General features: G+C 71.6%; 20 protein-coding genes. 15 read left to right on the top strand and 5 right to left on the bottom strand.

The annotated features are described in order from the left end of the window. The 8 genes from AC067Z_RS37170 to AC067Z_RS37135 form a co-directional block, all read left to right on the top strand. Positions 1 to 305, top strand: a 305-nt coding sequence (locus AC067Z_RS37170; protein ID WP_478794077.1) for an SIS domain-containing protein, incomplete at its 5' end; no start/stop codon positions are given. After that, complete coding sequence (locus AC067Z_RS37165; protein ID WP_478794076.1) at positions 298 to 1,275, top strand: ROK family protein; 978 nt, start codon at positions 298 to 300, stop codon at positions 1,273 to 1,275. The genes AC067Z_RS37170 and AC067Z_RS37165, both read left to right, overlap by 8 nt. A 4-nt stretch (positions 1,276 to 1,279) precedes the next feature. Continuing rightward, the gene (locus AC067Z_RS37160) at positions 1,280 to 2,212 is read left to right on the top strand and encodes a 1-phosphofructokinase family hexose kinase (RefSeq protein WP_478794075.1); all 933 of its coding nucleotides are present in this window, start codon (positions 1,280 to 1,282) and stop codon (positions 2,210 to 2,212) included. Further along, on the top strand, positions 2,193 to 3,023 hold the full coding sequence (locus AC067Z_RS37155; RefSeq protein ID WP_478794074.1) for a class II fructose-bisphosphate aldolase: 831 nt from the start codon (positions 2,193 to 2,195) through the stop codon (positions 3,021 to 3,023). Before AC067Z_RS37160 ends, AC067Z_RS37155 begins: the two co-directional genes overlap by 20 nt. A 442-nt stretch (positions 3,024 to 3,465) precedes the next feature. Continuing rightward, positions 3,466 to 7,083 carry an RICIN domain-containing protein gene (locus tag AC067Z_RS37150; protein WP_478794073.1) on the top strand — a complete coding sequence of 1,206 codons (3,618 nt, stop codon included), beginning with the start codon at positions 3,466 to 3,468 and terminating at the stop codon, positions 7,081 to 7,083. Between the two features lie 130 nt (positions 7,084 to 7,213). Continuing rightward, positions 7,214 to 7,336: a hypothetical protein gene (locus tag AC067Z_RS37145; protein WP_478794072.1), complete on the top strand. Its 123-nt coding sequence runs from the start codon at positions 7,214 to 7,216 to the stop codon at positions 7,334 to 7,336. Between the two features lie 91 nt (positions 7,337 to 7,427). Beyond that, entirely contained in the window at positions 7,428 to 8,696 is a 1,269-nt protein-coding gene (locus AC067Z_RS37140) for an MFS transporter (RefSeq protein WP_478794071.1), read from the top strand. After that, on the top strand, positions 8,693 to 9,433 hold the full coding sequence (locus AC067Z_RS37135; RefSeq protein WP_478794070.1) for a PIG-L deacetylase family protein: 741 nt from the start codon (positions 8,693 to 8,695) through the stop codon (positions 9,431 to 9,433). Before AC067Z_RS37140 ends, AC067Z_RS37135 begins: the two co-directional genes overlap by 4 nt. A 69-nt stretch (positions 9,434 to 9,502) precedes the next feature. Here AC067Z_RS37135 and AC067Z_RS37130 read toward each other — a convergent pair whose 3' ends face one another. Beyond that, positions 9,503 to 12,646 (bottom strand): AfsR/SARP family transcriptional regulator, encoded by a 3,144-nt coding sequence (locus AC067Z_RS37130; RefSeq protein WP_478794069.1) that lies wholly within the window; start codon positions 12,644 to 12,646, stop codon positions 9,503 to 9,505. A 153-nt stretch (positions 12,647 to 12,799) separates the two neighbouring features. Here AC067Z_RS37130 and AC067Z_RS37125 point away from each other — a divergent pair, with 153 nt between their 5' ends. Further along, positions 12,800 to 13,846: a class I SAM-dependent methyltransferase gene (locus tag AC067Z_RS37125; RefSeq protein WP_478794068.1), complete on the top strand. Its 1,047-nt coding sequence runs from the start codon at positions 12,800 to 12,802 to the stop codon at positions 13,844 to 13,846. Positions 13,847 to 13,916: 70 nt separating this feature from the next. Here the strand turns inward: AC067Z_RS37125 and AC067Z_RS37120 are convergent, their stop codons facing one another. Then, positions 13,917 to 14,180 (bottom strand): DUF7919 family protein, encoded by a 264-nt coding sequence (locus tag AC067Z_RS37120; protein WP_478794067.1) that lies wholly within the window; start codon positions 14,178 to 14,180, stop codon positions 13,917 to 13,919. A 1,573-nt stretch (positions 14,181 to 15,753) separates the two neighbouring features. Next, entirely contained in the window at positions 15,754 to 16,401 is a 648-nt protein-coding gene (locus tag AC067Z_RS37115) for a phage holin family protein (RefSeq protein ID WP_478794078.1), read from the bottom strand. A gap of 218 nt (positions 16,402 to 16,619) precedes the next feature. Between AC067Z_RS37115 and AC067Z_RS37110 the strand changes: the two genes are divergently transcribed. Then, positions 16,620 to 17,702: a YihY/virulence factor BrkB family protein gene (locus tag AC067Z_RS37110; protein WP_478794066.1), complete on the top strand. Its 1,083-nt coding sequence runs from the start codon at positions 16,620 to 16,622 to the stop codon at positions 17,700 to 17,702. Positions 17,703 to 17,746: 44 nt separating this feature from the next. On the opposite strand, the gene AC067Z_RS37105 is transcribed toward AC067Z_RS37110, so the two are convergent. Continuing rightward, positions 17,747 to 18,166, bottom strand: coding sequence for a hypothetical protein (locus AC067Z_RS37105; protein WP_478794065.1), 420 nt, complete (start codon positions 18,164 to 18,166; stop codon positions 17,747 to 17,749). Positions 18,167 to 18,732: 566 nt separating this feature from the next. Between AC067Z_RS37105 and AC067Z_RS37100 the strand changes: the two genes are divergently transcribed. From AC067Z_RS37100 to AC067Z_RS37085, 4 genes are read left to right on the top strand one after another with little or no spacing between them, the layout of a single operon-like run. Continuing rightward, positions 18,733 to 19,884, top strand: coding sequence for a polyprenyl synthetase family protein (locus AC067Z_RS37100; protein ID WP_478794064.1), 1,152 nt, complete (start codon positions 18,733 to 18,735; stop codon positions 19,882 to 19,884). Beyond that, the gene (gene crtI / locus AC067Z_RS37095; protein ID WP_478794063.1) at positions 19,881 to 21,446 is read left to right on the top strand and encodes a phytoene desaturase family protein; all 1,566 of its coding nucleotides are present in this window, start codon (positions 19,881 to 19,883) and stop codon (positions 21,444 to 21,446) included. The genes AC067Z_RS37100 and crtI overlap by 4 nt, the downstream gene beginning before the upstream one ends. Further along, positions 21,433 to 22,428: a phytoene/squalene synthase family protein gene (locus tag AC067Z_RS37090; protein WP_478794062.1), complete on the top strand. Its 996-nt coding sequence runs from the start codon at positions 21,433 to 21,435 to the stop codon at positions 22,426 to 22,428. Before crtI ends, AC067Z_RS37090 begins: the two co-directional genes overlap by 14 nt. Continuing rightward, positions 22,425 to 23,435: a Rieske (2Fe-2S) protein gene (locus AC067Z_RS37085; protein WP_478794061.1), complete on the top strand. Its 1,011-nt coding sequence runs from the start codon at positions 22,425 to 22,427 to the stop codon at positions 23,433 to 23,435. The genes AC067Z_RS37090 and AC067Z_RS37085 overlap by 4 nt, the downstream gene beginning before the upstream one ends. Positions 23,436 to 23,459: 24 nt before the next feature. Here the strand turns inward: AC067Z_RS37085 and AC067Z_RS37080 are convergent, their stop codons facing one another. Continuing rightward, positions 23,460 to 25,019 carry an FAD-dependent oxidoreductase gene (locus AC067Z_RS37080; protein ID WP_478794060.1) on the bottom strand — a complete coding sequence of 520 codons (1,560 nt, stop codon included), beginning with the start codon at positions 25,017 to 25,019 and terminating at the stop codon, positions 23,460 to 23,462. A 146-nt stretch (positions 25,020 to 25,165) separates the two neighbouring features. Between AC067Z_RS37080 and AC067Z_RS37075 the strand changes: the two genes are divergently transcribed. Further along, the coding region (locus AC067Z_RS37075; RefSeq protein WP_478787600.1) for a helix-turn-helix domain-containing protein at positions 25,166 to 25,246 on the top strand (81 nt) is incomplete at its 3' end.

Genomic DNA, 25,246 nt, shown 5'->3' with positions numbered 1-25,246 from the left:
CCGCGGGCGCCTGGACGGAGGCGTACCCGGCCATGGAGTACCGCCACGGGCCGATCAGCATCACCGGCCCCGGCCGCGTCGCCTGGATGTTCGGCCCGCTTCCGCAGAGCCTCGCGGACGATGTCGCCCGCGTCGGCGGCACGCTCGTCGCCGAGTCGCAGAACGCCGCGGGCGACCTGGACCCGCTCGCCGACCTGGTGCGCGCCCAGCGCCTCGCGGTCGTGCTCGCGGAGTCCCGCGGTCACAACCCCGACCGGCCTCGCAACCTCACCCGGTCCGTCGTCCTCGAGAACAGCCATGCCTGAGGACCTTGACGACCCCGGGTGTGTGATCGCGGTCGACGTCGGCGGCACCGGGATGAAGGGCGCGCTCCTGGACCGCGGCATGGTCCCCCTGGTGGCCCTGCGCCGTCCGACGCCGAGGGCGCTGGGCCCCGAGGCCGTGGTCGACGAGGTCACGGCCACTGTGCAGAGGCTCGCCCGACAGGCCGCCGCCCGGGGACTGACCGTGCAGCGGGCGGGGGTCGTGGTGCCCGGAGTCGTCGCCGAGGAACTCCGCACCGCCGTCTACTCGGCCAACATCGGCTGGCGCGGCATTCCACTGGCCGACCTCCTCGAAGCACGCACCCGACTGCCCGTCACCCTCGGGCACGACGTCCGCGCCGGCGGTGCCGCCGAGTGCTCACTCGGCGCGGCCCGCGGCGCCCGCAATGTGCTCTTCGTGGCCATCGGCACGGGCATCGCCGCCGCCGTCATCTGCGACGGACGGCCCGTCACGGCCGACGGATACGCGGGGGAGCTGGGCCACGTCGTCGTCGAACCCGGCGGTGATCCCTGCGGCTGCGGCGGCCACGGCTGCCTGGAGACGGTGGCGTCCGCGTCCGCGATCGCCGCCGCCTTCACCGCACTATCCGGCCGGCCCGCGGATGGGGCGGCCGCCGTCGCCGCGCTGGTGGCGCAGGGCGACGCCGACGCCCGGGCCGTCTGGGACCGGGCTGCCGACGCGCTCGCCTCAGCGCTGGCGACTGTCACGACACTGCTCGCCCCGGAAGTGATCGTGGTCGGCGGCGGCCTCGCGGAGGCCGGCGACCTGCTACTCGACCCGGTCCGCGCCCGGCTGACCGGACGTCTGACGTTCCAGCGGCAGCCGGCTCTCGTACGGGCCGCACTCGGAGACGAGGCCGGCTGCCTGGGCGCGGGCCTCGCCGCCTGGCACGCGGTTGACGGCGCCGACAGTGCGACCCGACCGGTGCGCGCCGACAGAACGGTGGCGTGAACCCTTGATCCTCACCGTCACTCTCAACGCGGCCCTCGACGTCACCTACCTCGTCGACAGCCTGCGGCCCCGCACCTCGCACCGTGTCGACACCACCTACGAGCGCGCCGGTGGCAAAGGAATCAATGTCGCCCGCGTGCTCGCATCGCTCGGGCATCCGGTTGCCGTCACCGGACTCGCGGGTGGCCCGACCGGCACTGTCCTGCGCGACGAACTGCGCGCCGCGGGACTGCGAGACGAACTCCTCCCCATCGCCGCCGACGTACGGCGGACCCTGACCGTCGTCTCCCGAGACGACGGCGACGCCACCGTGTTCAACCAGACCGGCCCACAGGTGCGCCCCGCCGAGTGGGAAACCTTCACGGCCCACTTCGCGTCTCTGCTGCGCGGCGTCACCGTAGTCGTGCTCTCCGGCAGCCTGCCCCCGGGGCTGCCCTCCGACGCGTACGCCACGCTCGTCCGGACGGCCGCAGCGGCGGGCACCGCCACCGTCTTGGACACCAGCGGTCCCGCTCTGCTGGACGCCCTCGGCGCCGGCCCGGACGTGGTCAAGCCCAACGCCGCCGAACTCGCCGCGGTGACCGGCCGCGAGGATGTGGCGGCAGCCGCAGCGGAGTTGCGCGCCCTGGGCGGCCGCGCCGTCGTCGCATCGTCGGGACCCGACGGCGTCCACGCGGTCACCGGCCGGGGAACCTGGCGCGCCGCACCGCCCGAACAGCTCGCCGGCAACCCCACCGGGGCCGGGGACGCATGCGTCGCGGCGCTCGCCGCGGGGCTCGCGGCAGGAGCGCCGTGGCCGGAGGTTCTGCGCGAGGCCGTGGCGCTGTCGGCTGCCGCCGTCCCCTGTCCGGTGGCCGGCGACATCGACGCCGGCACCTATCACCGTTTCCGCACGACCGTATCCGTGGAGGAACTCCATGCCCCTCTCGCGCACTGACGACATCGTCCGCCCCGCGGCCGAAGGCGGTGCGGGCGTCGGGGCATTCAACGTCGTGCAGCTCGAGCACGCCGAGGCCATCGTCGCCGGGGCGGAGGCCGCGGGACGGCCCGTGATCCTGCAGCTAAGCGAGAACACCGCTCGCTACCACGGGTCGCTCGAACCGATCGGGCTGGCGACGCTCGCGGTCGCCCGCGCGTCGAGCGCCCCCGTCGCCGTCCACCTCGACCACGCCGAATCCGCCGACCTGGTGCATGAGGCCGCCGAACTCGGTTTCACCTCGGTCATGTTCGACGCCTCCAAGCTCCCCTACGGCGAGAACGTGGCGGCCACGCGCGAGATCACCGCCCACTGCCACTCGTGGAACGTCTTTGTGGAGGCCGAGCTGGGTGAGGTCGGCGGCAAGGACGGGGCCCATGCCCCCGGCGTGCGCACCGACCCCGACGAGGCACGGGCATTCGTCGCCGCCACGGCCGTCGACGCGCTCGCCGTGGCCGTGGGCAGCTCCCACGTCATGCTCACCCGGGACGCGGTACTCGACTTCGCGCTCATCACGAGGCTGCGCGACGCCGTGAGCGTCCCGCTCGTGCTGCACGGCTCCTCCGGCGTCGGAGATGCGGGCCTCACCAAGGCGGTCGAGGCGGGCATGACGAAGGTCAATGTCTCCACGCACCTCAACAAGGCTTTCACCCGGGCCGCGCGCACCTACCTCGAGTCCCACCCCGAGACCGCGGACCCCCGCAAGTACCTCGGCCCTGCCCGTGACGCCGTCGCCGCGGAGGTGGCAAGGCTGCTGGGGGTCCTGAGCTGACGAGATCAGGCAGGAGCCGGGCACGGCGGCGTTCCCCGGGCTCAGGCCGGTTCGGCGTGGTGGGTGTGCCGGCGGGAGCCGCCGGCGGCGACGGTGAGTTGCGGATGGCGCAACGGCGCCACCGTCACCGTCCCGTGCACTGTCCCTGGCCCGACGTGCCGCCCCGAACGTGCGGGGGCGCATCTTTCCGAGATCGCTGCCTGGGCCCGCGCCCGGGCTGCGACAGGAGCTTTCACAGCGTCGGCGCGGAGTCGCTACCGCCCCTGGCCACGGCGTGCGGACCAGGGAGGGCGGTCTCGATCGCCACGGAGACAGTTGCGTTTTCTTGCACCTTCACGCATTAATTCAAGCAACTAATTGCATCCTGAGTGTTGACCGGTGTGCGCTCGACGGGCTTGGATGCGCAGAGTTCCCCTCTTCCGCGTACTCCCGGAGCGTGTTCATGAACCACCGGCGAGCGAGACTCTGCGTCTCGGTCCTGGCGACGGTCCTCGTGGGGGCGTCGATAACGACCGCAGGAGCCGCCACACCGGCGGACGCCGCCGCCGAAAGTCTCGGTGACATCACCGGCTTTGCGGCGGACGGCGACGACTACACCGTGTCCTCCGGACAGGCGAAACTGCGCATCAGTTTCGAGGACGACGACGTCTTCCGGGTCCATCTGGCGCCCGACGGCCGTTTCACCGACCCCGCCAACGACGACCCTTCGGACCCGAAGGCCCCCGACGCGGACATCGTCGTGAAGCGCGACTACAAGGGCGCGGGGTCGACCTACGCCGAGAACGAAGACTCCTATGTGATCCGCACCGACGAGGCGACGCTGACCGTCGCCAAGTCCCCGCTCACCCTCACGCTCGCCGACGAGGACGGCAGGCAACTGTGGCGCGAGAGCGCACCGCTCGCATGGTCCGAGGAGGGGACCGTGCAAGCGTTGGCTCAGGGCGCCCAGGAGCAGTTCTTCGGCGGCGGCATGCAGAACGGCCGGTTCAGCCACCGCGACCAGTCGATCGACATCGATCGCGACTACAACTGGAACGACGGCGGCAATCCCAACGCCGTCCCGTTCTATGTCTCCAGCCGAGGCTACGGCGTCCTGCGCAACACCTTCGCGCCCGGGACGTACGACTTCCGCTCCCCGGTGCGCACCACGCACAAGGAGCAGCGGTTCGACGCGTACTACTTCGTCGGTGACGCCAAGCAGGTCATCGACGGGTACACCGAGCTGACCGGCCGTCCTGCCATGATGCCGATGTACGCGCTCGAAGTCGGCGACGCCGACTGCTACCTGCACAACGCCAACCGCGGTGAGCGCAAGACGCTGCGGGACGCCACGAAGGTCGCGGACGGCTACGCGGAGCACGGCATGCCGCTCGGCTGGATGCTCGTCAACGACGGTTACGGCTGCGGCTACGAGGACCTGGCGAAGACCGGCGACATGCTGCACGGGAACGGCGGTGAGCTCGGCCTGTGGACCGAGTCGGACCTGACCGAGCAGGAGTCGGAGGTCGGCGCGGGCGTTCGGGTGCGCAAGACCGACGTCGCCTGGGTGGGCCCCGGCTACCGTTTCGCCCTCGACGCGTGCGAGAAGTCGCAGAGCGGCATCGAGCAGCACAGTCCGGACCGCGCGACCGTGATGACCATCGAAGGCTGGGCCGGCACACAGCGGTGCGGCGCATTGTGGAGCGGTGACCAGTCCGGTACCTGGGACTACATCCGCTGGCAGATCCCCACGTACGCCGGATCCACCATGTCGGGCCAGCACATGACCACGGGCGACATCGACGGCATCTTCGGAGGCAGCGCCGAGACATATGTGCGTGATCTGCAGTGGAAGATGCTTCTGCCGATGACGTATTCGATGAGCGGCTGGGCGTCGAGCGACAAGCAGCCGTGGCGGTACGGCCAGCCGTACACGGACATCAACAAGAAGTACCTGCTGCTCCACGAGCGGCTGCTGCCGTACTTCTACACCCACAGCGCGAAGGCGTCCGCCAATGGCGTCGGCCCCACCCGCCCGCTCTACCTGAACTACCCGGGCGATCCGGCCACTTGGGGTGACAAGGCGAAGTACGAGTTCCTCGCCGGTGACGACTTCCTGGTCGCCCCGGTCTACGAGGACAGCGCCGTGCGGGACGGCATCTATCTTCCCGAGGGCCGCTGGGTCGACTACTGGACCGGCCGGGTGTACGAGGGCAAGCAGACCATCGACGGCTACCAGGCCCCGCTGGACACGCTGCCGCTGTTCGTCCGGGCGGGCGCGGTCGTGCCGATGTTCCCCGAGGGCACCACGGACTGGAAGCAGGGCAAGGACGCGGGCCGGCTCGATCTGGACATCTACCCCGAGGGCCGGTCGTCGTTCACCGTCTACGAGGACGACGGCCGCACCCGCGCCCACGCGGACGGCGCCTCGGCGACCCAGAAGATCGACGTGAGAGCTCCCGGGGCGCGTCGTTCCGGCACCGTCGACATCACAGTCGGTGCGCTGAAGGGAACGTACGAAGGACGGCCTTCGGAGCGCCGGTACGGCCTGACCGTGCACACCGACGACAGCCCGTCCGGTGTGACAGTGGAGGGCAGGCGCCTGACGAAGGCGGCTTCGGCGGCTCAGCTCGAAGCGGCCGAGTCCGGCTGGTACTACGACGCCCGGACCGGCGTCGTTCACGTGAAGACCACTAAGGCGCCGACCACGGCAACGCTGGACGTCCGCATCACCGGGGCGGCCTCCGTCGGCGGCAAGCACCCGCAGGACCGCGACGTCCGGCTGGACGCGAACGCCCCGGCGATCGCCTCGATCGGCGAGCCGCAGCAGGTCACGACGTCGTTCACGAACAGCACGGGCAAGCCGGTGAAGGTGACCGGCACGACGCTCGCGGCGCCCGAGGGCTGGACCGTGCAGGCTGCCGGGCCGACGACGGTCAAGGAACTGGACAGCGGGAAGACCTTCACCGCACGGTTCACCGTGACGGCGCCCGAGAACGCGAAGCCGGGCACGTTCGAGCTCAGCGCCTCGACGTCGTACGCCACCCGGAACACCGCGTACACCGTCGGAACACGGACCGGCACCACGCTGGCGCACGCCTCGGTCGAGGCGGCGGCCGACAACGTCGGCGTCACCCCGGCGGCCACGCCGCAGGCGGGCAACATCGACGGAGGCGGTTCCAGCTTCATCGCCGAACGGCTGGCGGAGGCGGGCGTCTCGCCGGGCGCCACCGTCTCGGCGAACGGATTCACCTTCACCTGGCCCGACGCCGAGCCGGGCGCAGCCGACAACGCGACCGGCAAGGGCCAGACCATCAAGGTCCCTTCGACGGACAAGGGCAACGCCCTGGCCTTCCTCGGCACGGGGACCAGTGGCACGGCCGACGGCAAAGTGACCGTGCACTACACCGACGGCTCCACCACCGAGGCGACCCTGGGCTTCCCCAACTGGTGCTGCCTGCCTGCGGACAAGTACGGCGCGAAGACCGCCGTCAGCACGAAGGGCAAGAACACGCAGTCCGGCCCCGCCTACCCCACCGTCGACTACCGCCTCTACACGAAGACCGTGCGTATCGACTCCGCAAAGCAGGTGGCCGCGGTCACCCTGCCGAACAGCGGCGCCGTCCATGTCTTCGCCATGAGCGTCGGGAACGAGGAGATCGCACCCGCGCCCCTCCCCGACGGGCAGTACGCGCTGGCGAACGGCACCGAATCAGGGCTGCTGCTCGAGGCGCCCGGTGACTCGAACGCGGGTCAGCTGAAGGTGGGCGAGCCGTCCGCCTCGCCGACGCAGAAGTGGAACGTCACCCGCAACGACGACGGTTCCTACCAGCTGAAGAACGCCGGCAGCGGGTTGTGCGCCGATGTGGCGGGCAGCTCCACGACCAGCGGGGCGCAGGTGGTCCAGTACACCTGCACCGGCACGCCCAACCAGAACTGGGTCGTGACCAACGACTCCGGGGCGCTGACCATCAAGGCCAAGCACAGTGGCCTGTCCCTGGCAGCCACGGCAGAGGGACCGGTGGTCCAGGTCACCGACTCGGGCGCGGCTGCGCAGCGTTGGCGCGCCAAGGACGCCTGACGGGCACTCACAAGCTGAGGGGCCCCTGCCGCCGTCGGGCGGCAGGGGCCGCCCTGATTCCGCGGCCAGGCGTGTGTGGAGGTCTGGTCCCGTCCCCACGGCGCCGACACTGTTGGCGCACCATCTGCGCATGACCAGCAGCTTTCACCAAGAGCATCCCGATGCTGCCCTGGCAAGAGCCACCATGCCTCCCAAACTCGTCGACATCACCCGACCGTGGATCGGGGCGCCTCCCCAACCCATCGACAAGTGACGTCACTACTGCTCGATGAAAGCCACGGCCCTCCCTGCTCGTGACAGCGCCGTGTTACTGCGGTGCGAGGCAGTCTTCCGACGATCGTGGCGTGACGGATCGGGAGGACGAGATGGGCGACGACACGATCGGCACGGTCCGCACCGTGAAACCGGACCAGGCCACTCGACGGACCGACGGGGACCGGGCCTGGCTCCCGGTCGCGGCCCTCGGCATCGGCACGTTCACCGTCGGTACCGACGTGTTCGTCCTGGCCGGCATCCTCGCCGGGATCGCGGACGACTTCGATGTGGGTGTCGGCGCCGCCGGGCTGACGGTGACGGTGTTCGCGGCGTCGTACGCGATCGGGGCGGTGTCGCTCGGGGCGCTGCTCGGATCGCGGCCACCTCGGCAGGTGCTGATCGGCTCGGCCTTGCTGTTCGGCTTGCTGAGCGTGCTGTCGGCGCTGGCGCCGACGCTTCCCCTACTGCTCGCGGCCCGGATACCGGCGGCGCTCGCCGCATCGGCCTATGTGCCCGCGGCGGGGGCGGCGGGCGTCGCCGCTGTGCCCGCGAGCAACCGAGGACGGGCGCTGGGCATGATCCTGGCGGGCACGTCGGCCGCCATGGTGGCGGGTGCCCCGCTGGGCGGCCTGCTGGCATCGGCGCTGTCGTGGCGCGCGGCCTTCGGGCTCATCGCCCTGCTCGCGGGGGTCACCGTCACCGCTGTGGTGCTCACCGGCGCCGGGCGGTCGGCCCCACCCGTCCGTGGCACGCTGCGCGAACGGCTGCGCCCGGTGCGTGCCCCGGCTGTCCTCGGAGTGCTCGGCGTGACGCTCCTGGTGATGACCGCCTCGTTCGGCATGTACACCTATCTGCCGCTCCTGGTGGCCGCCGGAGACGGGCCGGCCTGGATCGGGCTGCTCGGTGCGGCGTTCGGCGTCGGTGGCATGGCGGGCACCTGGTGGGGCGGGACCGCGGCCGACCGGAGAGGGCCACACCGGGTGGGCGTGCTGGCTGTGCTCGGGCTGGCCGCGAGTTTCACGGCACTGCCGCACCTGGCGACGACGGCGGGCGGCGCGCTCGCGGTCATGGTCGCGTGGGGCGTCGCGGCCTGGGGGTTTGTTCCCGCACAACAGCACCGCCTGATCGGCCTGGGGGCGGCGGCCAGGATTCCCGGCCGCCCTGGCACCGGCGTGGCGGCGCCCCTGTTGCTCGCCCTGAACAGCTCGGCCCTTCAGCTCGGTGTGGCGGCGGGTGCGCTGTTCGGCGGCATGGTGGTCGGGGGCGCAGACGCCGGGCGGCTCTGGATGGTCGCTGTCGCCTGCTGTGCGGCCGCGCTCGGCGGCCTCGGCATTCTCGGAAAGGCGGTACGGACATGACCACGTCCACGACCCGGGTGACCCACGCGTCCGCGGTCCCCTCGCTGGGCACCGTCCTCGGCATCTGGGCGCATCCGGACGACGAGGCCTATCTGTCCGGGGGTGTGATGGCGCTGGCCCGTGACAGCGGATCACGGGTGGTGTGTGTGACCGCGACCCGTGGCGAGCTGGGCACGGCCCGTCCCGAGGAGTGGCCGCCCGAGCGGCTGGCCACTGCGCGCACCGGCGAGCTGGCCCGGTGTCTGGAGGTCCTGGGTGTCACGGAGCACCACTGGCTCGGCCACCGTGACGGGCAGTGCGCGGACGTCCGCGCGTCCGACGCGGTCGCGGAGCTGTCCGCCGTGATCGCCCGGGTGCGACCGGACACGGTGCTCACCTTCGGCCCGGACGGCATCACCGGGCATCCCGACCACCGGGCGGTCTCGGCATGGGCCACCGCGGCGTTCCACCGCGCGGCACCGGACAACGCGCGGCTGCTGTACGCGACGTTCGCGGAGCGGCGGGCACCGCGCTGGAGCGCCCTCAACGAGAGCCTGGGCATCTTTCCGCCGGGGCTGCCGCTCACGACGCCCGCCGAGCGGCTGGCGGTCGACCTCGTGCTGGATGCGGACACGGCGGCCCGCAAGGTCCGTGCCCTGGCGGCGCAGGAGACGCAGACGGGTGAGCTCATCGCCGCCTTGGGCGTCGAGCGTTTCACGGCCTGGGTCGGCGAGGAGTCGTTCGTGGAGCATCCGTGACCGCGGGCGCCGGCAACCCGCCTGGCCCGCCCGGGTCACCGGCCCCCGCCCTGGTGGCCCGGGCGGGTGTCATCCGCCGGTGAGGTGCCGCGCGATCGCCTGCCTGGCGGCGTCCAGGGCTGCCGCCCGCCCGGGGGCCGACGTCGTCGGATCCCGGCCCGTAGCGGCGGAAACCGGCCCGCTCGGGGACACCGCGGACGGCATGGCGGCGACCCCGGCCCGGTGGGAGCTGTCCCCGCCGGTGGGCGGGCCGTCCGGGCCGGTACGGGAAGGTGCCGCGCCCCCGGGCAGGGTCTCCGCCTCTTGCCGTGAGCCGTCCGCCCCGCCCCGCGGGAAGTGCGCCGTATTCCTCAGGCCGTCCCCCGTGCCACCCGCGAGCTGAGCCGCTTCTGGCGGCTCCTGCGCGCGCCCGTACTGGACCTCGGCGTCTGTCGGCGGGTCCTGCGCACCGTGACGGGGGACCTCCGCCCGCTCCCGCCCGCCGTCGACGGCCGGTGCGTCGGGAGCCTGGTCGGCGGCCGCGTCGATCAGCGCTGCCGGTGCTTCGTCGCCGAGCCGGCGCAGCAGGTCGGCGAGGTTGCGCAGGGTCGTCCAGAGGTGGGTCCAGTTGCCGTTGCGGGCGAAGTAGGCGATGACGTCGCGGTATCCGGCCAGTGCTTCCTGGTCGCGGCCCGCGGCGGCCCGTACCGACTGCAGCCCGACGGTCGCGACGCCGATGAGGAAGGTCGCTCCCGAGGTGCGGGCCAGGTCGATGGCGTCGACGTAGTGCTGCTCGGCGACGTCGCGGTGGCCGGCGCGGCTCTCGATCTCGCCGGCGACGTAGGCGCCCCACGACTGCATCGTGGGCGACTCCGCTGCGGCCCGTCCCCGGTCGTTGAGTGTGCGGGCAGTGTCCGGGTCGCCGGCGTAGGCCGTGGCGAGGGCCGCCATTCCGTAGCCTTCCCGCTGCGGTCCGCTGAGGGCGGTCGCGGCGAGGGAGTGCTCGATGACGTCGTCGTAGGCGCCGCGTGCCAGGTCGGCGACGGCGAGCACGAACAGGCAGTGCCAGGACGCGGCGCTGTCGCCGGCGTTCTCCAGCCCGGTGCGGGCGAGCCGGTCGGCCCGGTGGTAGTCGCCGCGGTGGTAGGCCGCCTCCGCCGCGACCGCGAGCGCCGCGGAGTCCTGTGGATGCCCTGGGAGCGCAGGGTCCGCGGCCAGTTCCGCCGCCCAGTCCCGGAGCTCGACGAGGTCGCGGTAGGCGATCGCGTCGAACAGGGAGGTGACCATCGCCGCGGCCTCGTCCAGGGCCACCCGGTCGCGTGCCAGGCGCCACGCGGCCCGCAGGTTCGCGAGTTCGCGGCGCAGGACGACATCGGCCTCGGGTTCCCGCCCGGTGGCCATGGTGGCGGCGATCCAGGTGGTCAGTGCGACGGCCCAGCGGACCAGGCGTGCGGCGGCGTCGTCGTACTCGCCGGTCGCCGTCAGCCGGTCCAGCCCGAATGCCCGCAGGGTCTCCAGCATGCGGAAACGGGTGGCATCGCGGAACGAGGCGTCGATCATGGAGGCGTCGACGAGCCGGGCCAGGACGGTGCCGGGGTCGCTCGTGAGGCCCAGGTCGGCGCCGAGCCGCTCGGCGGTGGTGAGGTCCACGCCGTCGGCGAATACCGACAGGTGGCGAAAGAGCCGGCGTTCGTCCTCCGTGAGTAGCCGGTACGACCACTCGACGGTGTCGCGCAGTGTGCGGTGCCGGGAATCGGCGCGCGGTGTGCCTGCGCCGAGAAGGTCGAGCGAGCGGTCGAGGCGGCCCCGTAGATCGGCGAAGGAGAACGTGGACAGGCGGCCGGCGGCGAGTTCGATGGCCAGCGGTATGCCGTCGAGCCGGCGCACGATGTCGGCAACCGCACGCAGCTCCTCCGGCGTCGGTGGTGGACCGTGCCGGACCCGGCGTGCCCGGTCGAGGAAGAGCGCCACGGACGCGGCCCGCGCGGGGTCCTGGCCGGGGCGGGGCAGCGTCAGCGGGGTCAGCCGCGAGACGTGTTCGGCAGCCAGGCCGAGCGGTTCCCGGCTGGTGGCCAGCAGGGTGGTCCCGGGACACGACGTGAGGAGGGTGTCCACGGTGTCCCTCACGCCGTCGAGGAGGTGCTCGCAGTTGTCGATCACCAGCAGTCCCGGGTGGTCGCTCAGGACGGCGACGCAGGCGGCCAGCACGTCCCCCTGGTCCACCTTCAGGTTCAGGGCTGCCGCTAGCGCGTGCGGCAGGGCGTGGGGATCGGTGACGGGTGCGAGCAGCAGCACCGTGGGTTCGCCGCTCTGACGGGCGACTTCCAAGGCGACCCGGGTCTTGCCGACGCCGCCGGGGCCGACGAGCGTGACGAGGCGTTCGGCCGCCAGCAGTCCGTGGAGGGCCGCGATCTGCCGCTCGCGGCCGATCAGCCGGGTGGCGGGCCGCTCGGCGACCTTCGGTGGGCCGGGCGCGGCACCCCCGGCGCCGATGACGTCGCGGGCGAACTCGTCCAACGCCGGTGACGGGTCGAGGCCGGTCTCGTCGGCGAGTCTGTGCCGGAACTCCCGTCCCAGACGCAGTGCCTCAGGAGCCTGCCCGGTCGCCGCCAGGGCCCGCATGTGCAGGAGGACGGCCGGCTCCCGCAGGGGGTCGTCGGCCGAGGACGCGGCGGCGATGCCCAGGACCGTGTCCGCCGATCCCGCGGCGAGTGCGTCGGTGACGAGGGCGTCGGTCACCTCCTGCCGCAGGTGCGCGTACTCCTCGACCGCGGTGGCGACGGCCACGACGTCGGTGAGGTCGGCCAGCACCGGCCCGCGCCACAGCGCGCGGGCTTCCCGCAGCAGGGTGCACGCCTCGCCCGGGTCCTGCGGGGCCGTGGCACGAGCCGTCGCCAGCAGCGCCCGGGCCCGGGCCACATCCAGTTCGTCCCGCCCCAAGGACAGGCGGTAGCCGCCGTAGGAGGTCTCCAGCCGGTCCGCTGCCGGGCCGAGGTGCGCGCGTATCCGGGACACGTGGTTCTGTAGTGCCTGACGGCCCGATTCGGGCACATCGGAGGGCCACAGGGTGTCCAGGAGGTCCTCGACCGGCACGGTCCTGCCCTCGGCGATCGCGAGCAGCGCGAGGACCGCGCGGCGCTTGGGCCCCGGAACGTTCACCGGGACACCGCCGACGCTGAGCCGCAGCGGCCCGAGCAACTCCACGCGGACCGGCGGCGGAGGTTCGTCTGCCATGGCGCTCCTCGTGTTCGGAGCAGGTGCTGTGACGAGGACGGACTCAGCCGGGCGAGCGCGGCGACAGCGCGTGCGAGGGCCGTGCAAGGCCACCGTCCGAGCCTGTCCCTGGTGACCGGCGGGCGCCGGTCACGCAGGAGGAGGAGACCGGAAATGGATCACAACAAGGTTACCGAGTTTCTGGGACGGTTCGTCACGGACCTGGGCGCCGCCGGTGCCGCCGGCTCGGTGGTGATCGGCCACCGGCTCGGTCTGTACCAGGCGCTGGCGCAGGGGCCGGCGACACCGGAGCAGTTCGCCGAGCGCACCGGATGCCATCCGCGCTACCTCACCGAATGGCTGCTCGGCCAGGCCGCGGGCGGGTACGTGAGCTACGACCCGCCCACCGGTGAGTTTTGGCTGACCGAGGAGCAGGCGTTCTGCCTGGCCGACCCGAACGGTCCCAACGTTCCGGCCGCTTTCCTGATCGTGCTGGCCTACCTGCGCGCCGAGCCGCGGATCACCGAGGCGTTCCGCACCGGTGAGGGCGTGGCCTGGCACGAGCACGAGGAGGACGTCTTCGTCGGGTGCGACGCGTTCTACCGCCCCGGGTACGTGGCGGAGCTCGTGCCGAGCTGGATCCCGGCGCTGGAGGGGGTCGAGGAGAAGCTGGCCGCCGGAGCGCGGGTGGCGGACCTCGGCTGCGGTCTCGGCTCCTCGTCGCTGCTCCTTGCCGAGGCATACCCGCGCACCACCGTCGTCGGCTCGGACTACCACACCGAGTCGATCGAGCTGGCGCGGAAGAAGGCGGACGAGGCCGAGGTGACCGACCGCGTGACCTTCGAGGTGGCGACCGCGCAGACGTTCGCCGGCGACGACTACGACCTCGTGATGATGTTCGACTGCCTGCACGACATGGGCGATCCGCTCGGAGCGGCCCGGCGGGTGCGGGAGGCGCTGGACGCGGACGGCACATGGCTGCTGGTGGAGCCGTACGCGTCCGACAGGGTCGAGGAGAACTTCAACCCGGTGGGCAGGCTGTACTACAGCGGCTCCACGTTCCTGTGCGTGCCCAACGGCTTGTCCCAGTCCGGTGGTTACTCCCTGGGGGCGCAGGCCGGGGAGTCCGCGATCCGCGAGGTGATCACGGATGCGGGCTTCACGCGGTTCCGCAGGGCGGCGCAGACCCCGTTCAACCTGGTGTACGAGATCCGGCCTTGACTTCCGCTCCCCGCCCCAAAGGGCGGGGATACCTACCAAGGTCGTCCGACCGTCTCGGTGGGTTCCCGAATCACCGCGCTGTGCCGGGACGAGCCGTTTCCTGGAGGTGCACGCCCAGACAGAGGTTCATGCACTGAACTGCCTGTACTGCCTTCAGCTTCTCGGTGAAGGCGCCAGGGACTGAGCCGGTCGGATACGGCCTTCCCGTCTCCAGCCAGCCGACGTTCAGACGCGTATATGCGGGCTGGAAGCTGAGACCGTGCAAGTTCGACTCCCTGTCCATGAACGAGTCGTTGTCCAGGTAGTCGTACGTGGTGAGATCTTCGTAGAACACCTGCGCATCATCCTGGAACGCACGCCCAAGTGCCACGAGTGCCGTGTCCCTCATGATCCGCCGGACAGCGACACCTCATGCGGTCATGCCGCGGAACCGCGTGGCCGGACCGCCTCGACGAACCCGGCTGAGTCGAGGCAGCGCACCGGCTGCGGGACGGCAACAGCCGCCAATTGGCTGGTCCTTGGCGCCACCTGGCACGATGCGATCATGACGCAGGACATACAGGCCCACGGAGAGGCACTCGTCGCCGCCGCCCGCGCCGGCGACACCAAGACCGCCCGCCGGCACACCGACTTCTTCGTGCTGCGCAAGCACGTGGACGAAGGCATCCCGTACTGGGAGCAGGCCGTCGCGGCCGGCGACGCCTTCTCGCATTACACCCTTGCCAGGTACCGGAAGATCCGGGGTGATCGGCAGGCCGCGGACGCGCTCTACCGCGCCGTCGCCGAACGGCACGCCGGGTGCGCCTACGGACTCGGCGTACTGCTCCGCGAGGTTGGTGATCCGGAGGCGGCCGATTGGTTCCGCCGCGGCTGGGAGCAAGGACGCAACCTCGACTGCAAGATTGAGCTCGGCAAGCTGCTCGCGGCCGAGGGGCGACCCGACGAGGCGGCGCAGTTCCTGATGAGCGACATCGATCTGGGAGACATCGTGGTCTTTCGCTGGGCGCAGCTCTTCGAGTCGATCCGCGAGGACTTCGACCGCGTCGCGGCGGGGCTCGATGCCGCCGAGGCCGCCGGGGACGGGGACGCCGCCGCCGAGGCGCTGCGCCCGCTCTTCGCCCTGGAACAGCACTTCCGCGACTACCCGGGCTTGACGACCGAGGCCGCCGGTTACTACCGCAGGGCTTCCGCGCTCAGCGCCTCCGCCCGCGTGGACCACGCCGTGTTCCTGACGGAGACCGGCGGCGAGGCGTCCTGGCCCGATGCCCGAGGCCTGTTGCTCCAAGCCCACGAGGAGGGCTACGAAGGCGCCGCGTACGTACTCGGTGTCCTGCACGAGCAGCGCGGCGACCTCGGCGACGCCGAGCACTGGTACGGCCTCGCGGCCGCCCACGGGCATCAGCCGGCCCAGTGGAACTTCGGGCTCCTGTGCAAGCGGCAGCGGCGGTACGAGGAGGCCGAACGCTGGTTCCGGGAGGTCGGCGAGGACGACGAGGACGTCGTCGAGCAGCTCGCCCGGATCGCCGCGATCCGAGCGGGCGGCACCGTCGCCCCCGGCAAGGATCTGCGCCGACTGCCAAGGCTGCGCGAGCGAGCCGAGGCGGGCGACGTGCACGCCTCGTACGCGTACGGGAGGATCCTCGGCGACTGGGGCGGCGCGGACGACCGCCACCTGGTCCGCTGGATCGAACCAGCCGCGCTGGCCGGGGACCCACAGGCGGCGTACGACCTCGCGGAGCTGTACGGCGCGCTGCGCAGGCCCACGCTGCGCGACCAGTGGTATCGGACGGCCGCCGAGGCGGGCCACCACGACGCGTGCAACCAGATGGGGTGGCTCTCCGAGCACCACCGGGACTACCAGGAGGCCGAGCGCTGGTATGTGCGCGCGGCCGGTGACGGGTCCCCGCTCAACGCCATGCTCGCGGGCAAACTGAAGGCCCAGCGCGGCGCGTACGCCGAGGCGGAACCGTTTCTCCATGTGGCCTGGGAACAAGGTGGCGACTCCGCGTACAGGACGGAGGCCGCCGGGTACTACGGACTCGTCCTGCACCGGCTGGGCCGCCTCGCGGAAGCCGTCGAACCGCTGCGGACCGCCGCCGCACGCTGGGACGACGATGTGAGCACCCGCTACAGCCGGGACGACCTGGACGTACTGTCCCGGACGGTCGACCCGGAGAAGGAATTGGCGAAGGTGGAGGCGGCGCTGACGGCGTGACGCCGCCGGCTGGGGGCCTGCGGGCATGCCCGAGTGGGACGCCTCTGCACGAGACCGTGTGGCCATCCAGCGTGCGCGTCAGCGCCCAACGAAGGGCTCCGGCGAGGTTCGGCTCCGTCTCGCTCGGTGCCGTTGCGACCAGCGCCTGCAGGTCGAGAACCGCTACCAGACCTGCCCCGCCGAACAGCCCGCCGCCGAGGCCGAACCGTTTGCCCTTCTGGGGCATCTCGGCCCGTGCCGGCTCCATTTCCTCGCTAACCAGCTGCGTGATCCACCGCGACGCCCGGGATATGAGTTGGCCAGTCGGCTCCTCCGGCAGGCTGCGTAGCATTCCATTCATGGAGGTCACCATCTTCCGGACGTACCAATTCCGTTTACCCGGTCGGACAGACTTGAGACATGGGTCGCCGGCCTTCGCTCGGTGGTCCGAGCCGCCCCGTCCGGACATGGGCGCCGGCCCCTCGGGCACCGGTATCGCTCTTGATCGTTCCGCCTGCACATGCGCCGCCGCGACTCCGGACGGGTTTCCGGGCGCCGGGAACGGACACACGGGGCGGTATGACACGTTTTGCGAAACTGCGGCACAGTGATGAGCAGGCCCCCGAGGATGAGGGCCGCCGTTCCGAAGAGGCGGGACCGCAGTCCGCCGCCGGAACGGACACCGACCCCGGTCCCAGCCGCGAAGCGGAGCGGAAAGCCCCTGACAAGCCGACCGAGATGCCGAAGAGGTCTTGGGGCCAGGTCCTGCGCCGGACCGTCAAGGAATTCAAGGACGACGAGCTCACCGACCGTGCGGCGGCACTGACCTACTACGGCGTACTGGCCCTGTTCCCGGCCCTGTTGGTACTCGTCGCCCTGCTCGGCATAGCAGGGCGGAGCACCACCCAGAAGGTGCTCGAGAACATCCAGCAAATCGCGCCCGGCGCCGCCCGGGACGTGATCACGAACGCCGTGACACAGCTCCAGGGCAGCAGCGGCACCGGCTCCCTCCTGGCGATCATCGGCCTCCTCGTCGCCCTGTGGTCCGCCTCCGGCTACGTCGCCGCGTTCATCCGCACCTCGAACGCCGTCTACGACCTGCCCGAGGGACGCCCGGTGTGGAAGGTGCTCCCGGTCCGCCTGGGGATCACAGTCGCGCTGATGGTGATGGCATGCGTGAGCGCGCTGATCGTCGTCCTGAGCGGCGGCATCGCCCGGCAGATCGGCACGGCGCTCGGCATCGGCGACACCGCAATGACGGTCTGGTCGATCGTGAAGTGGCCGGTCCTGGTCGTGCTGGTCACGCTGATGATCGCGCTGCTGTACTGGGCGGCCCCCAACACCAAGGGCCGCGGCTTCAAATGGATCACCCCCGGCAGCTTCCTCGCCGTGGTGATCTGGATGGCGGCCTCGGCCGCCTTTGCGGTGTACGTGGCCAACTTCGGCTCCTACAACAAGACCTACGGCACCCTCGCCGGCGTGATCATCTTCCTGATATGGCTGTGGATCACCAACCTCGCGATCCTGCTGGGTCTGGAGTTCGACGCGGAACTCGCCCGCGAACGCGCCATCAGCGGCGGCCATCCCGCGACCGAGGAGCCCTACGTGGAGCCCCGCGACACCCGCAAGTGGACCGACGAGGACCGCCGACGGATGACATGACCTGTGGCCGACGCATGACGGTGTGGAGGCCGATCGACTGGCTCTCAGCGGGTGGTCTTTGTGGCAGCCGTCCTCTTGGCCGGGGTTGTCCTGCCCGTGGTGGCCCTGCGACCAGCTGCTCGGTCGGCCGAAGGTGCCGCGACCGCAGCCGACTCCGTGCTTCGCCGGCCGACGAGGGTGATGTCGAGGGGGTGCGCACTCGCGCTCGCGGCAGCGGACTGGTGCATGCCGTCAGCGATGCCCAGCATGAGGCCGTCCGACTCCTGCCGGTCGCGCTGTACGGCCAGCGCGAGCTGAACCCTGGCCTCAGTCACCTGCACACCGCCACCTTTGCCGTCGGAGCCGCCGTGCAGTGCTGCAAGATTGCGGCTCAGCTCCTTCAGCACACTGGTGAGCGGGAAGAGCACAGGACCTGTTGAGTCTGCCGACCCGCGGCCCTCCCCACTTGCGAGCTCCACATCCATGACGGTTACAGTACGCAGCCATTCACGCCATATGGGGAAATACCGCGACGAGTACACAACCTGGCGTTCTTTCTCACCCCTGCCGGCACCTGCACCAGTGGCTGAGCGCGCAGCACCTTGACGCACACGCTGCCGGGCAGGGGCATCTGCTCGCCAACGCGGCGAACGGTAACGACTCGGCCGGCGTGCCGAACCGGCTGCGCAGGCGGCGTGCGCCCAGGTGAGGCCGCCGAAGCGTTCCTGCGCACCACACTCGCCGAATTCGCCACACGGCCGACGGAGCTGAGATGTGCAGCCGGCTCGTCGCCGTCTTCGCCCTGACGGGCTGGCAAAAGCTACGAGGCAGCCGGCGACGACGCCGATGGGGATGACGATCAGCGAACCTGACCTCGCCCGTCGTCAAAGGGGGGACCTCGCATCAGCCTGATGCGCCCGCGTTGGGCTGTCGGAGTGAGTACAGCCGCACAAAGACCGCGCACTGGGCAGGAATGAGCGCATCCGTATGACCGCGAAGTGCCGAAGCACCCCTAGGTGTGCACGAAAGCCGAATCCGAAGGGGGTTGCGCATGCTGGGCACACGGACGACGCGGGCCGACACGGCCGGCTCTACCGGACTCGACGCAGCCACCTGCACGGCCGGCGACACCGCTGCGGCGGTGAATGACGTCCTGGCTGAGCACCTCGGCGCCAGGCTGCGTGAGGCGCGCGAGGTGGATGCCGTGTTCGCACGGGAGGTGGCGGGCCGGGTCGCCGACTTCGTGCAGCGCGGCGGCAAGCGGCTGCGGACGGCGTTCGTGTGGTGCGGGTGGCAGGCCGCCGGCGGGAACAGCGACCCGAGGACACCGCTACGGGTCGGGGCTGCCATCGAGCTCGTCCAAGCGTGTGCGCTCATCCACGACGACGTCATGGACGGGTCGCCGATGCGCCGGGGTGCGCCGGCCGTGCACGCCGACTTCGCCGGTGCGTACGAAATAGGCGGTATGAGGGGTTCGGCGGAGAGGTACTCGACCGCCGCCGCTGTGCTCGCGGGCGACCTCGCGCTGGCCTGGGCAGACGACCTGATCACCGACATCGCACTCACCACGCCGCATGGCCGACAGCTGCACCGCGAATGGCAGGGCATGCGCAGCGAGATGGTGGCCGGCCAGTACCTGGACCTGCGTGCCCAGGCAACCGGCTCGTCCGCCGCGGCCGAGGCCGTGAACATCGCCACCCTCAAGAGCGCGCTCTACACCGTGGAGCGGCCCCTCGCCCTCGGCGCCACGCTGGCGGACGCCGATACGGGCACGCTGGACGCGCTGCGCTCGGCCGGCCGGTGCGCCGGCCTGGCCTTCCAGCTGCGTGACGATCTGCTCGGTGCCTTTGGTGACCCCTCGGTGACGGGCAAGCCCGCGGACGAGGACCTGCGTGGCCGGAAGCTCACCTACCTGCTCGCAGTCGCTACAGAGCTCGCCGCCGCATCCCGCGACGAGGAGGCGCTCGCCGCCCTCGGGCCGGTCGATGCCTCCGGCTGCGACGACGCGATCGATCGCATGCGCGACGCGTTGGAGCGCACGGGTGCACGTGCCGTGGTGGAGGACAGGATCGCGGAGCTGGCGGCCGCGGCGGTGGGGCACTTCGGTGCCACCGGGGCCGAACGCCTGGTCCGGCAGGAGTTTGCCTCGCTGGTGGAGCGGGCTGTGGGCGCGGTTCCGGCGCAGGCCGAGGGGTGCGTGTGAAGACCGTACCTGGGCCCACGGACCATGTGGTGGTGGTCGGGGCCGGGCTGTCCGGTCTCGCCGCCGCTCTTCATCTGCTGGGTGCCGGCCGCCGGGTGACCGTCGTCGAGCGGGACGCCGGCCCGGGCGGGCGCGCGGGTCGGCTGGAGCTTGGCGGCTACCGGATGGACACCGGCCCCACGGTGCTGACCATGCCGCACCTGGCCGACGAGGCCTTCGCCGCAGTAGGCGACAGCCTGTACCGGAGGGTGGATCTGATCCCGCTCCATCCGGCCTACCGGGCGCGCTTCGCCGACGGCACCCATGTGGACGTCCACACGGACGGCGATGTCATGGAGGCCGAGGTGCGGCGCTTCGCCGGTCCCGCCGAGGCCGCGGGCTACCGTCGGCTGCGTGCCTGGCTGCGACGGCTGTACCGGGCGCAGATGCGCCGGTTCATCGACACGAACTTCGACTCCCCCTTCCAGCTCGTGCACACTGATCTGGCCCGGCTGGCCGCCCTCGGCGGCTTCGGGAGACTGGATCCGCAGATCGGCAGATTCCTCTCGGACGCACGGCTGCGGAGGGTGTTCTCCTTCCAGGCGCTGTACGCCGGAGTGGCGCCGGCCCGCGCACTCGCCGCCTACGCGGTGATCGCCTACATGGACACGGTCGCGGGCGTCTGGTTCCCCCGCGGTGGCATGTACGCACTGCCCCAGGCGATGGCGGACACGGCGAGCGACGCGGGCGGACATTTCCGCTGGTCGGCGGAGGTGACGGAACTGGAGCGCTCGGCCGGGCGGGTACGGGCCGTGCGCCTGGCATCGGGCGAGCGGATCGCCTGTGACGCGGTGGTCCTGACGCCCGATCTGCCAGTGGCCCACCGCCTCTTGGGCCGTGCTCCACGGCGTCCGGTACGGCTGCGTCATTCGCCGTCCGCCGTGATTCTCCACGCCGGTACGGACCGCACCTGGCCGGAACTCGCACATCACACGATCTCCTTCGGCGCCGCGTGGGAGCGGACCTTCGACGAACTGACCCGCACCGGACGGCTGATGAGCGACCCGTCGCTGCTGATCACCAGGCCGACGACGCACGACCCGGGGCTCGCGCCGGAGGGAAAGCACCTGCATTACGTCCTTGCACCGTGCCCCAACACCACGACAGGCCCGTCGGCCGGCGCGTGGCACGACCTCGGCCCGCGTTACCGCGACAGCCTGCTGGCCCAGCTCGAACGCCGAGGGCTTCACGGATTCGGGGAGTCCATCGACCGAGAGGTGCTGGTCACCCCCGTGGACTGGACCGCACAGGGCCACGGGGCGGGAACGCCGTTCTCCGTGTCGCACACCTTCGCGCAGACCGGCCCGTTCCGGCCCCGCAATCTCGTACGCGAGTACGACAACGTCGTCCTCGCCGGGTGCGGGACGACACCCGGAGTCGGCGTCCCCACGGTCCTCATCAGCGGGAAGCTCGCCGCCGCCCGCATCACGGGCTCCCACCGTCCGGTACAGGCGAGGCCGTCCGGCGAGCGGGCGCGCACCGTCGTCCCGTCCTCGAAAGGCAGTGCCGATGACCCGTCGTGAACTGGACGCCGCCGGCATCACCGACCCCGGGCTCCGCGCCGCCTACTCCAGGTGCCGCCGGCTCAACGCCCGCCACGGCAAGACCTACTTCCTTGCCACCCGTCTGCTGCCGGTCGAACGCCGCTGTGCCGTGCACGCGCTGTACGGCTTTGCCAGGTGGGCGGACGACATCGTCGACGACCTCGACCGCCGGCAGACGCCCGAGGAACGCGACCGCCTGCTGCGCCTGCTGGAGAGCGACCTCGCGCAGGGGCTGCGCACGGGCCGTGGCGACGAGCCAGTGGTGAAGGCCGTGGCCGACACCGCCGAGCGCTACGCCATCGACCCTGGGCTCTTCGCCGACTTCATGGCCTCCATGCGCAGCGACCTGAGCGTCACGGACTACCCGACGTACGCGGATCTGCGTGCCTATATGCACGGTTCGGCCGCGGTGATCGGGCTGCAGATGCTGCCGGTGCTCGGGACGGTCGCCACCCGTGAGGAGGCGGCGCCGCATGCGGCGGCTCTCGGGGTGGCGTTCCAGCTGACCAACTTCCTGCGCGACGTGGGTGAGGATTTGGACAGGGGGCGTGTCTATCTGCCTGCGGACCTGCTCGCCGCCCACGGGGTGGAGCGGCCGCTGCTCGAGTGGAGCCGTCGCACCGGCAGCCGTGACCTACGTATTCGGGCCGCCCTCGTCGAGGCCGAAGCGATGACCCGGGCCGTGTACCGGGAGGCCGAGCCGGGTATCGCCATGCTCGACCCGCGGGTACGGCCGTGCATCCGCACGGCGTTCACTCTGTACGGCGGCATCCTGGACGCGATCGCCGATGACGACTACGCCGCGCTGCACCGCCGCGCCGCCGTGCCGCGCCGACGACGCGCAGGCACGGCGGCGGCCGGAGTCGTGCGGATCATCGCGGCGCGGCTGCGCACCCGGTCTCCGCTGCGGGCGGCGCCGGCCCGGAGCGCGGTGGCTCGAGTGGAGGGATCGCGCTCATGAACGACCGGAAAGGCAGCAAGCGGTGGGCCTCGCCGCTGCGGGTGCGTCGCGGACCGAGATGGGGACGGCAGGCGTCGACGTGGCGGGAGGCGAAGCCCGTCGTGATCGCCGACGCTCTCAAGCGGGCAGCGGCGAGGCCGTCGGGCAACTGGTTCGTGGTCGGAGCGTCCCGGGAGGTCCTGGCAGGCAGCCGCCCGTACGGCAGGACCGTCGGCGGCGTGGAGGTCGTGCTGTGGCGGACGGAGGCCGGCGAGCTGCGGGCCGGGCCGGGTGCGTGCCCGCACCTCGGGGCTCCGCTGCGCAACAGTACGGTGGTGTGCGGGACGCTTCTGTGTCACTGGCACGGACTGGCCCTGGGGGGCGGCCCGTTCGCCGGCTGGGAGCCATTTCCCGTCCACGACGACGGCGTGCTGGTGTGGGTGCGGCTGGACGCGGTCGGGGGTGAGCCTCCCTTGGAGCGCCCCGTGGTGTCGGCGCGGCGGCCCCGGTCCGGGAGCTCCGTGGACGCGGTGTTCACGGCGGTGGGGCGGTGCGAGCCGGAGGATGTGGTCGCGAACCGGCTCGATCCCTGGCACGGTTCCTGGTTCCACCCGTATGCGTTCGTCGACCTGCGCGTGGTCGGCACTCCGCGAGGCGACGAGGATGACGCGTTCACCGTCGATGTCTCGTTCAAGGTTGCGGGCCGCCTGGTGGTGCCGGTGCGGGCGGTGTTCACCGCGCCCGGACCGCGCACTGTCGTCATGCACATCACGGATGGTGAGGGGGCAGGTTCGGTGGTGGAGACGCATGCCACGCCGCTCACCCCGGAGGGGGATGCGAGCCCGCGGACGGCCGTGGTCGAGGCGGTCGTCGCGGCCTCGGACCGGCGGGGCTTCGCCCTGGCGCGTGCCGCGGCCCCGGCCCTGCGCCCGCTGATGCGCCGGACGGCCGGCCGTTTGTGGCGTGACGACCTGGCCTACGCCGAGCGGCGCTGGTCGCTGCGCAGCACCGGGCGCTTCCCCGGCTGAGAGGGGACGCGACCGGCACGGGCGTCACTCGCGGGGGGCCAGACCGGCGAGTGACCGCAGCGCCCAGGAGCGGCCGGCACGCGGCACTGTCCACAGCACCTGTCCACGAACCCCCCAGGCGGCGAGCAGGGTGTTGGCCGCCAGGAAACCCGACGTCGCCGCGCGTTCCATCAGGGCCACGGGAAGACCGGTGCGGACCAGGTCGCCCGCGACCAGCACCCGCGGGTGCGGGGTCAGGACGGACGGACGGCTGCTGTAACCGCCGACGGGGAACAGGGGGCAGTCCGCCCGCCATTCGTGGCGTGCGTCGACGACCCGGGCGTCCCGGGTCTCCGGGTAGATCTCGTGGAGCCGGGCGATGAGCCGCTCCTGGACATCCTTCGGCTCTGCGCTCTCGTCCACGGCGTAGGCGTGCAGTTCCACCACGGATCCGCCCGTTCGCTCCGCCCAGCGAGCCGCTTCGCCCTCCCAGCGTTCGAGGACGCTGATGTTGTCGAGGCCGCCGTAGCCACTGGTGCCCAGGAATCCGGCGCGCTCCTCACGTACGGGCCGGTCCAGCCAGAGGCGGGAGACGAGGAACGGCGGTGCGGTGCGCAGGCCGGCGATGTCCTGGCGCCACGTCGCGTTCCCCAACTCCTGTGACGCACCGACGACCTGACGCAGGCCGTCCGAGTCCAGAGCCAGGACCACAGCCTGGTGTCGGTCGGTCGCCGGGTCGCTGTCCACGGCCAGCTCCCCGCCCGCGACCGGACGGACGCCGAGGACCGGCGTCCCGGTGCGCACATCCACGCCGAGTCGTTCCAGGTAGCGTCCGAGCGGCTCCCACAGCGCCTGCGGGAACGGTTCGCGTGGCACGTCGAAGAGGAGGCCCTCGGACGAACCGAGGAAGTAGATGTGGAACATCACCAGCAGCTCGGCGGCGGACAGTTCGCCCGGGTCGGCGAAGAAGCTGCGGGAGAAGACCTCGAACGCCAGGTGGTGGGCCGCCTCGGGGAATTGGATGCCGCGCAGGAGATCCACGGCGCTGACCCCGTCGTACCGCTCGTACACCTCGGGCACCCGGACGTCGCACAGCGCCAGCGCCGCGCGTGGATTCATCGCAGCCAGGTCGCGCCACCCGAACGTGGGGCTGAGGGCGACGAATCCGAGCGCGCTCCACGGCGGCGTCCGGGGCACGTGGGCGAAACTGTCGGTCAGGCCGCTGCGGTGCAGGAGCGGGTAGTCCGGCAGTGGTGTGAGTGCCGAGAGATCCGGGTCTGTGCGGCGCAACAGGCCACGCAGGTTGTAGTACTGGCGGAAGAAGGCGTGGAAGCCGCGGCTCATGGTCGCCTCGGAGCCGTCCGCGAGGCGGGTGCGCCAGCCTGTGACCCGTCCGCCGAGCGTTGCATCGCGCTCGTACAGGGTGACGCGGACCCCGCGTTCGGCCAGTGCCGTCGCCGCGGCGAGACCGGCGATGCCGCCGCCGATCACTGCGGTGCTGGGCGCGTCGCCGGTCAAGCGGTCGCGTCCCGACGCGGGCATGATGACGTCCGCCTTCCGGTCGCGTCCGTGCCGTGCGGCCGTGCGCTGCCGCGTTGCGCTCATCTGATTCCTCCGTGGCTATCCCTGCCTTCAGGCAGGTGAGGAAACGGACTCCTGCGGAGCAGGGCAACGGGCGGGGTTTCGCCGCCAGGGCGAAAGGCCGTGCTCTGACCCGCAGGTTTGGTCTTAAGTCGTAGTCCCGTTAGTTTGTGAGCGTGACCACGACGTGTGTGAAGCGGGCGTTCAAGTACCGCTTCCATCCGACCGATGCGCAGGCAGCCGAGCTGTCG

The organism is Streptomyces sp. NPDC043812 (assembly GCF_056436245.1).
This window is presented reverse-complemented; position numbering and strand designations above follow the sequence as displayed.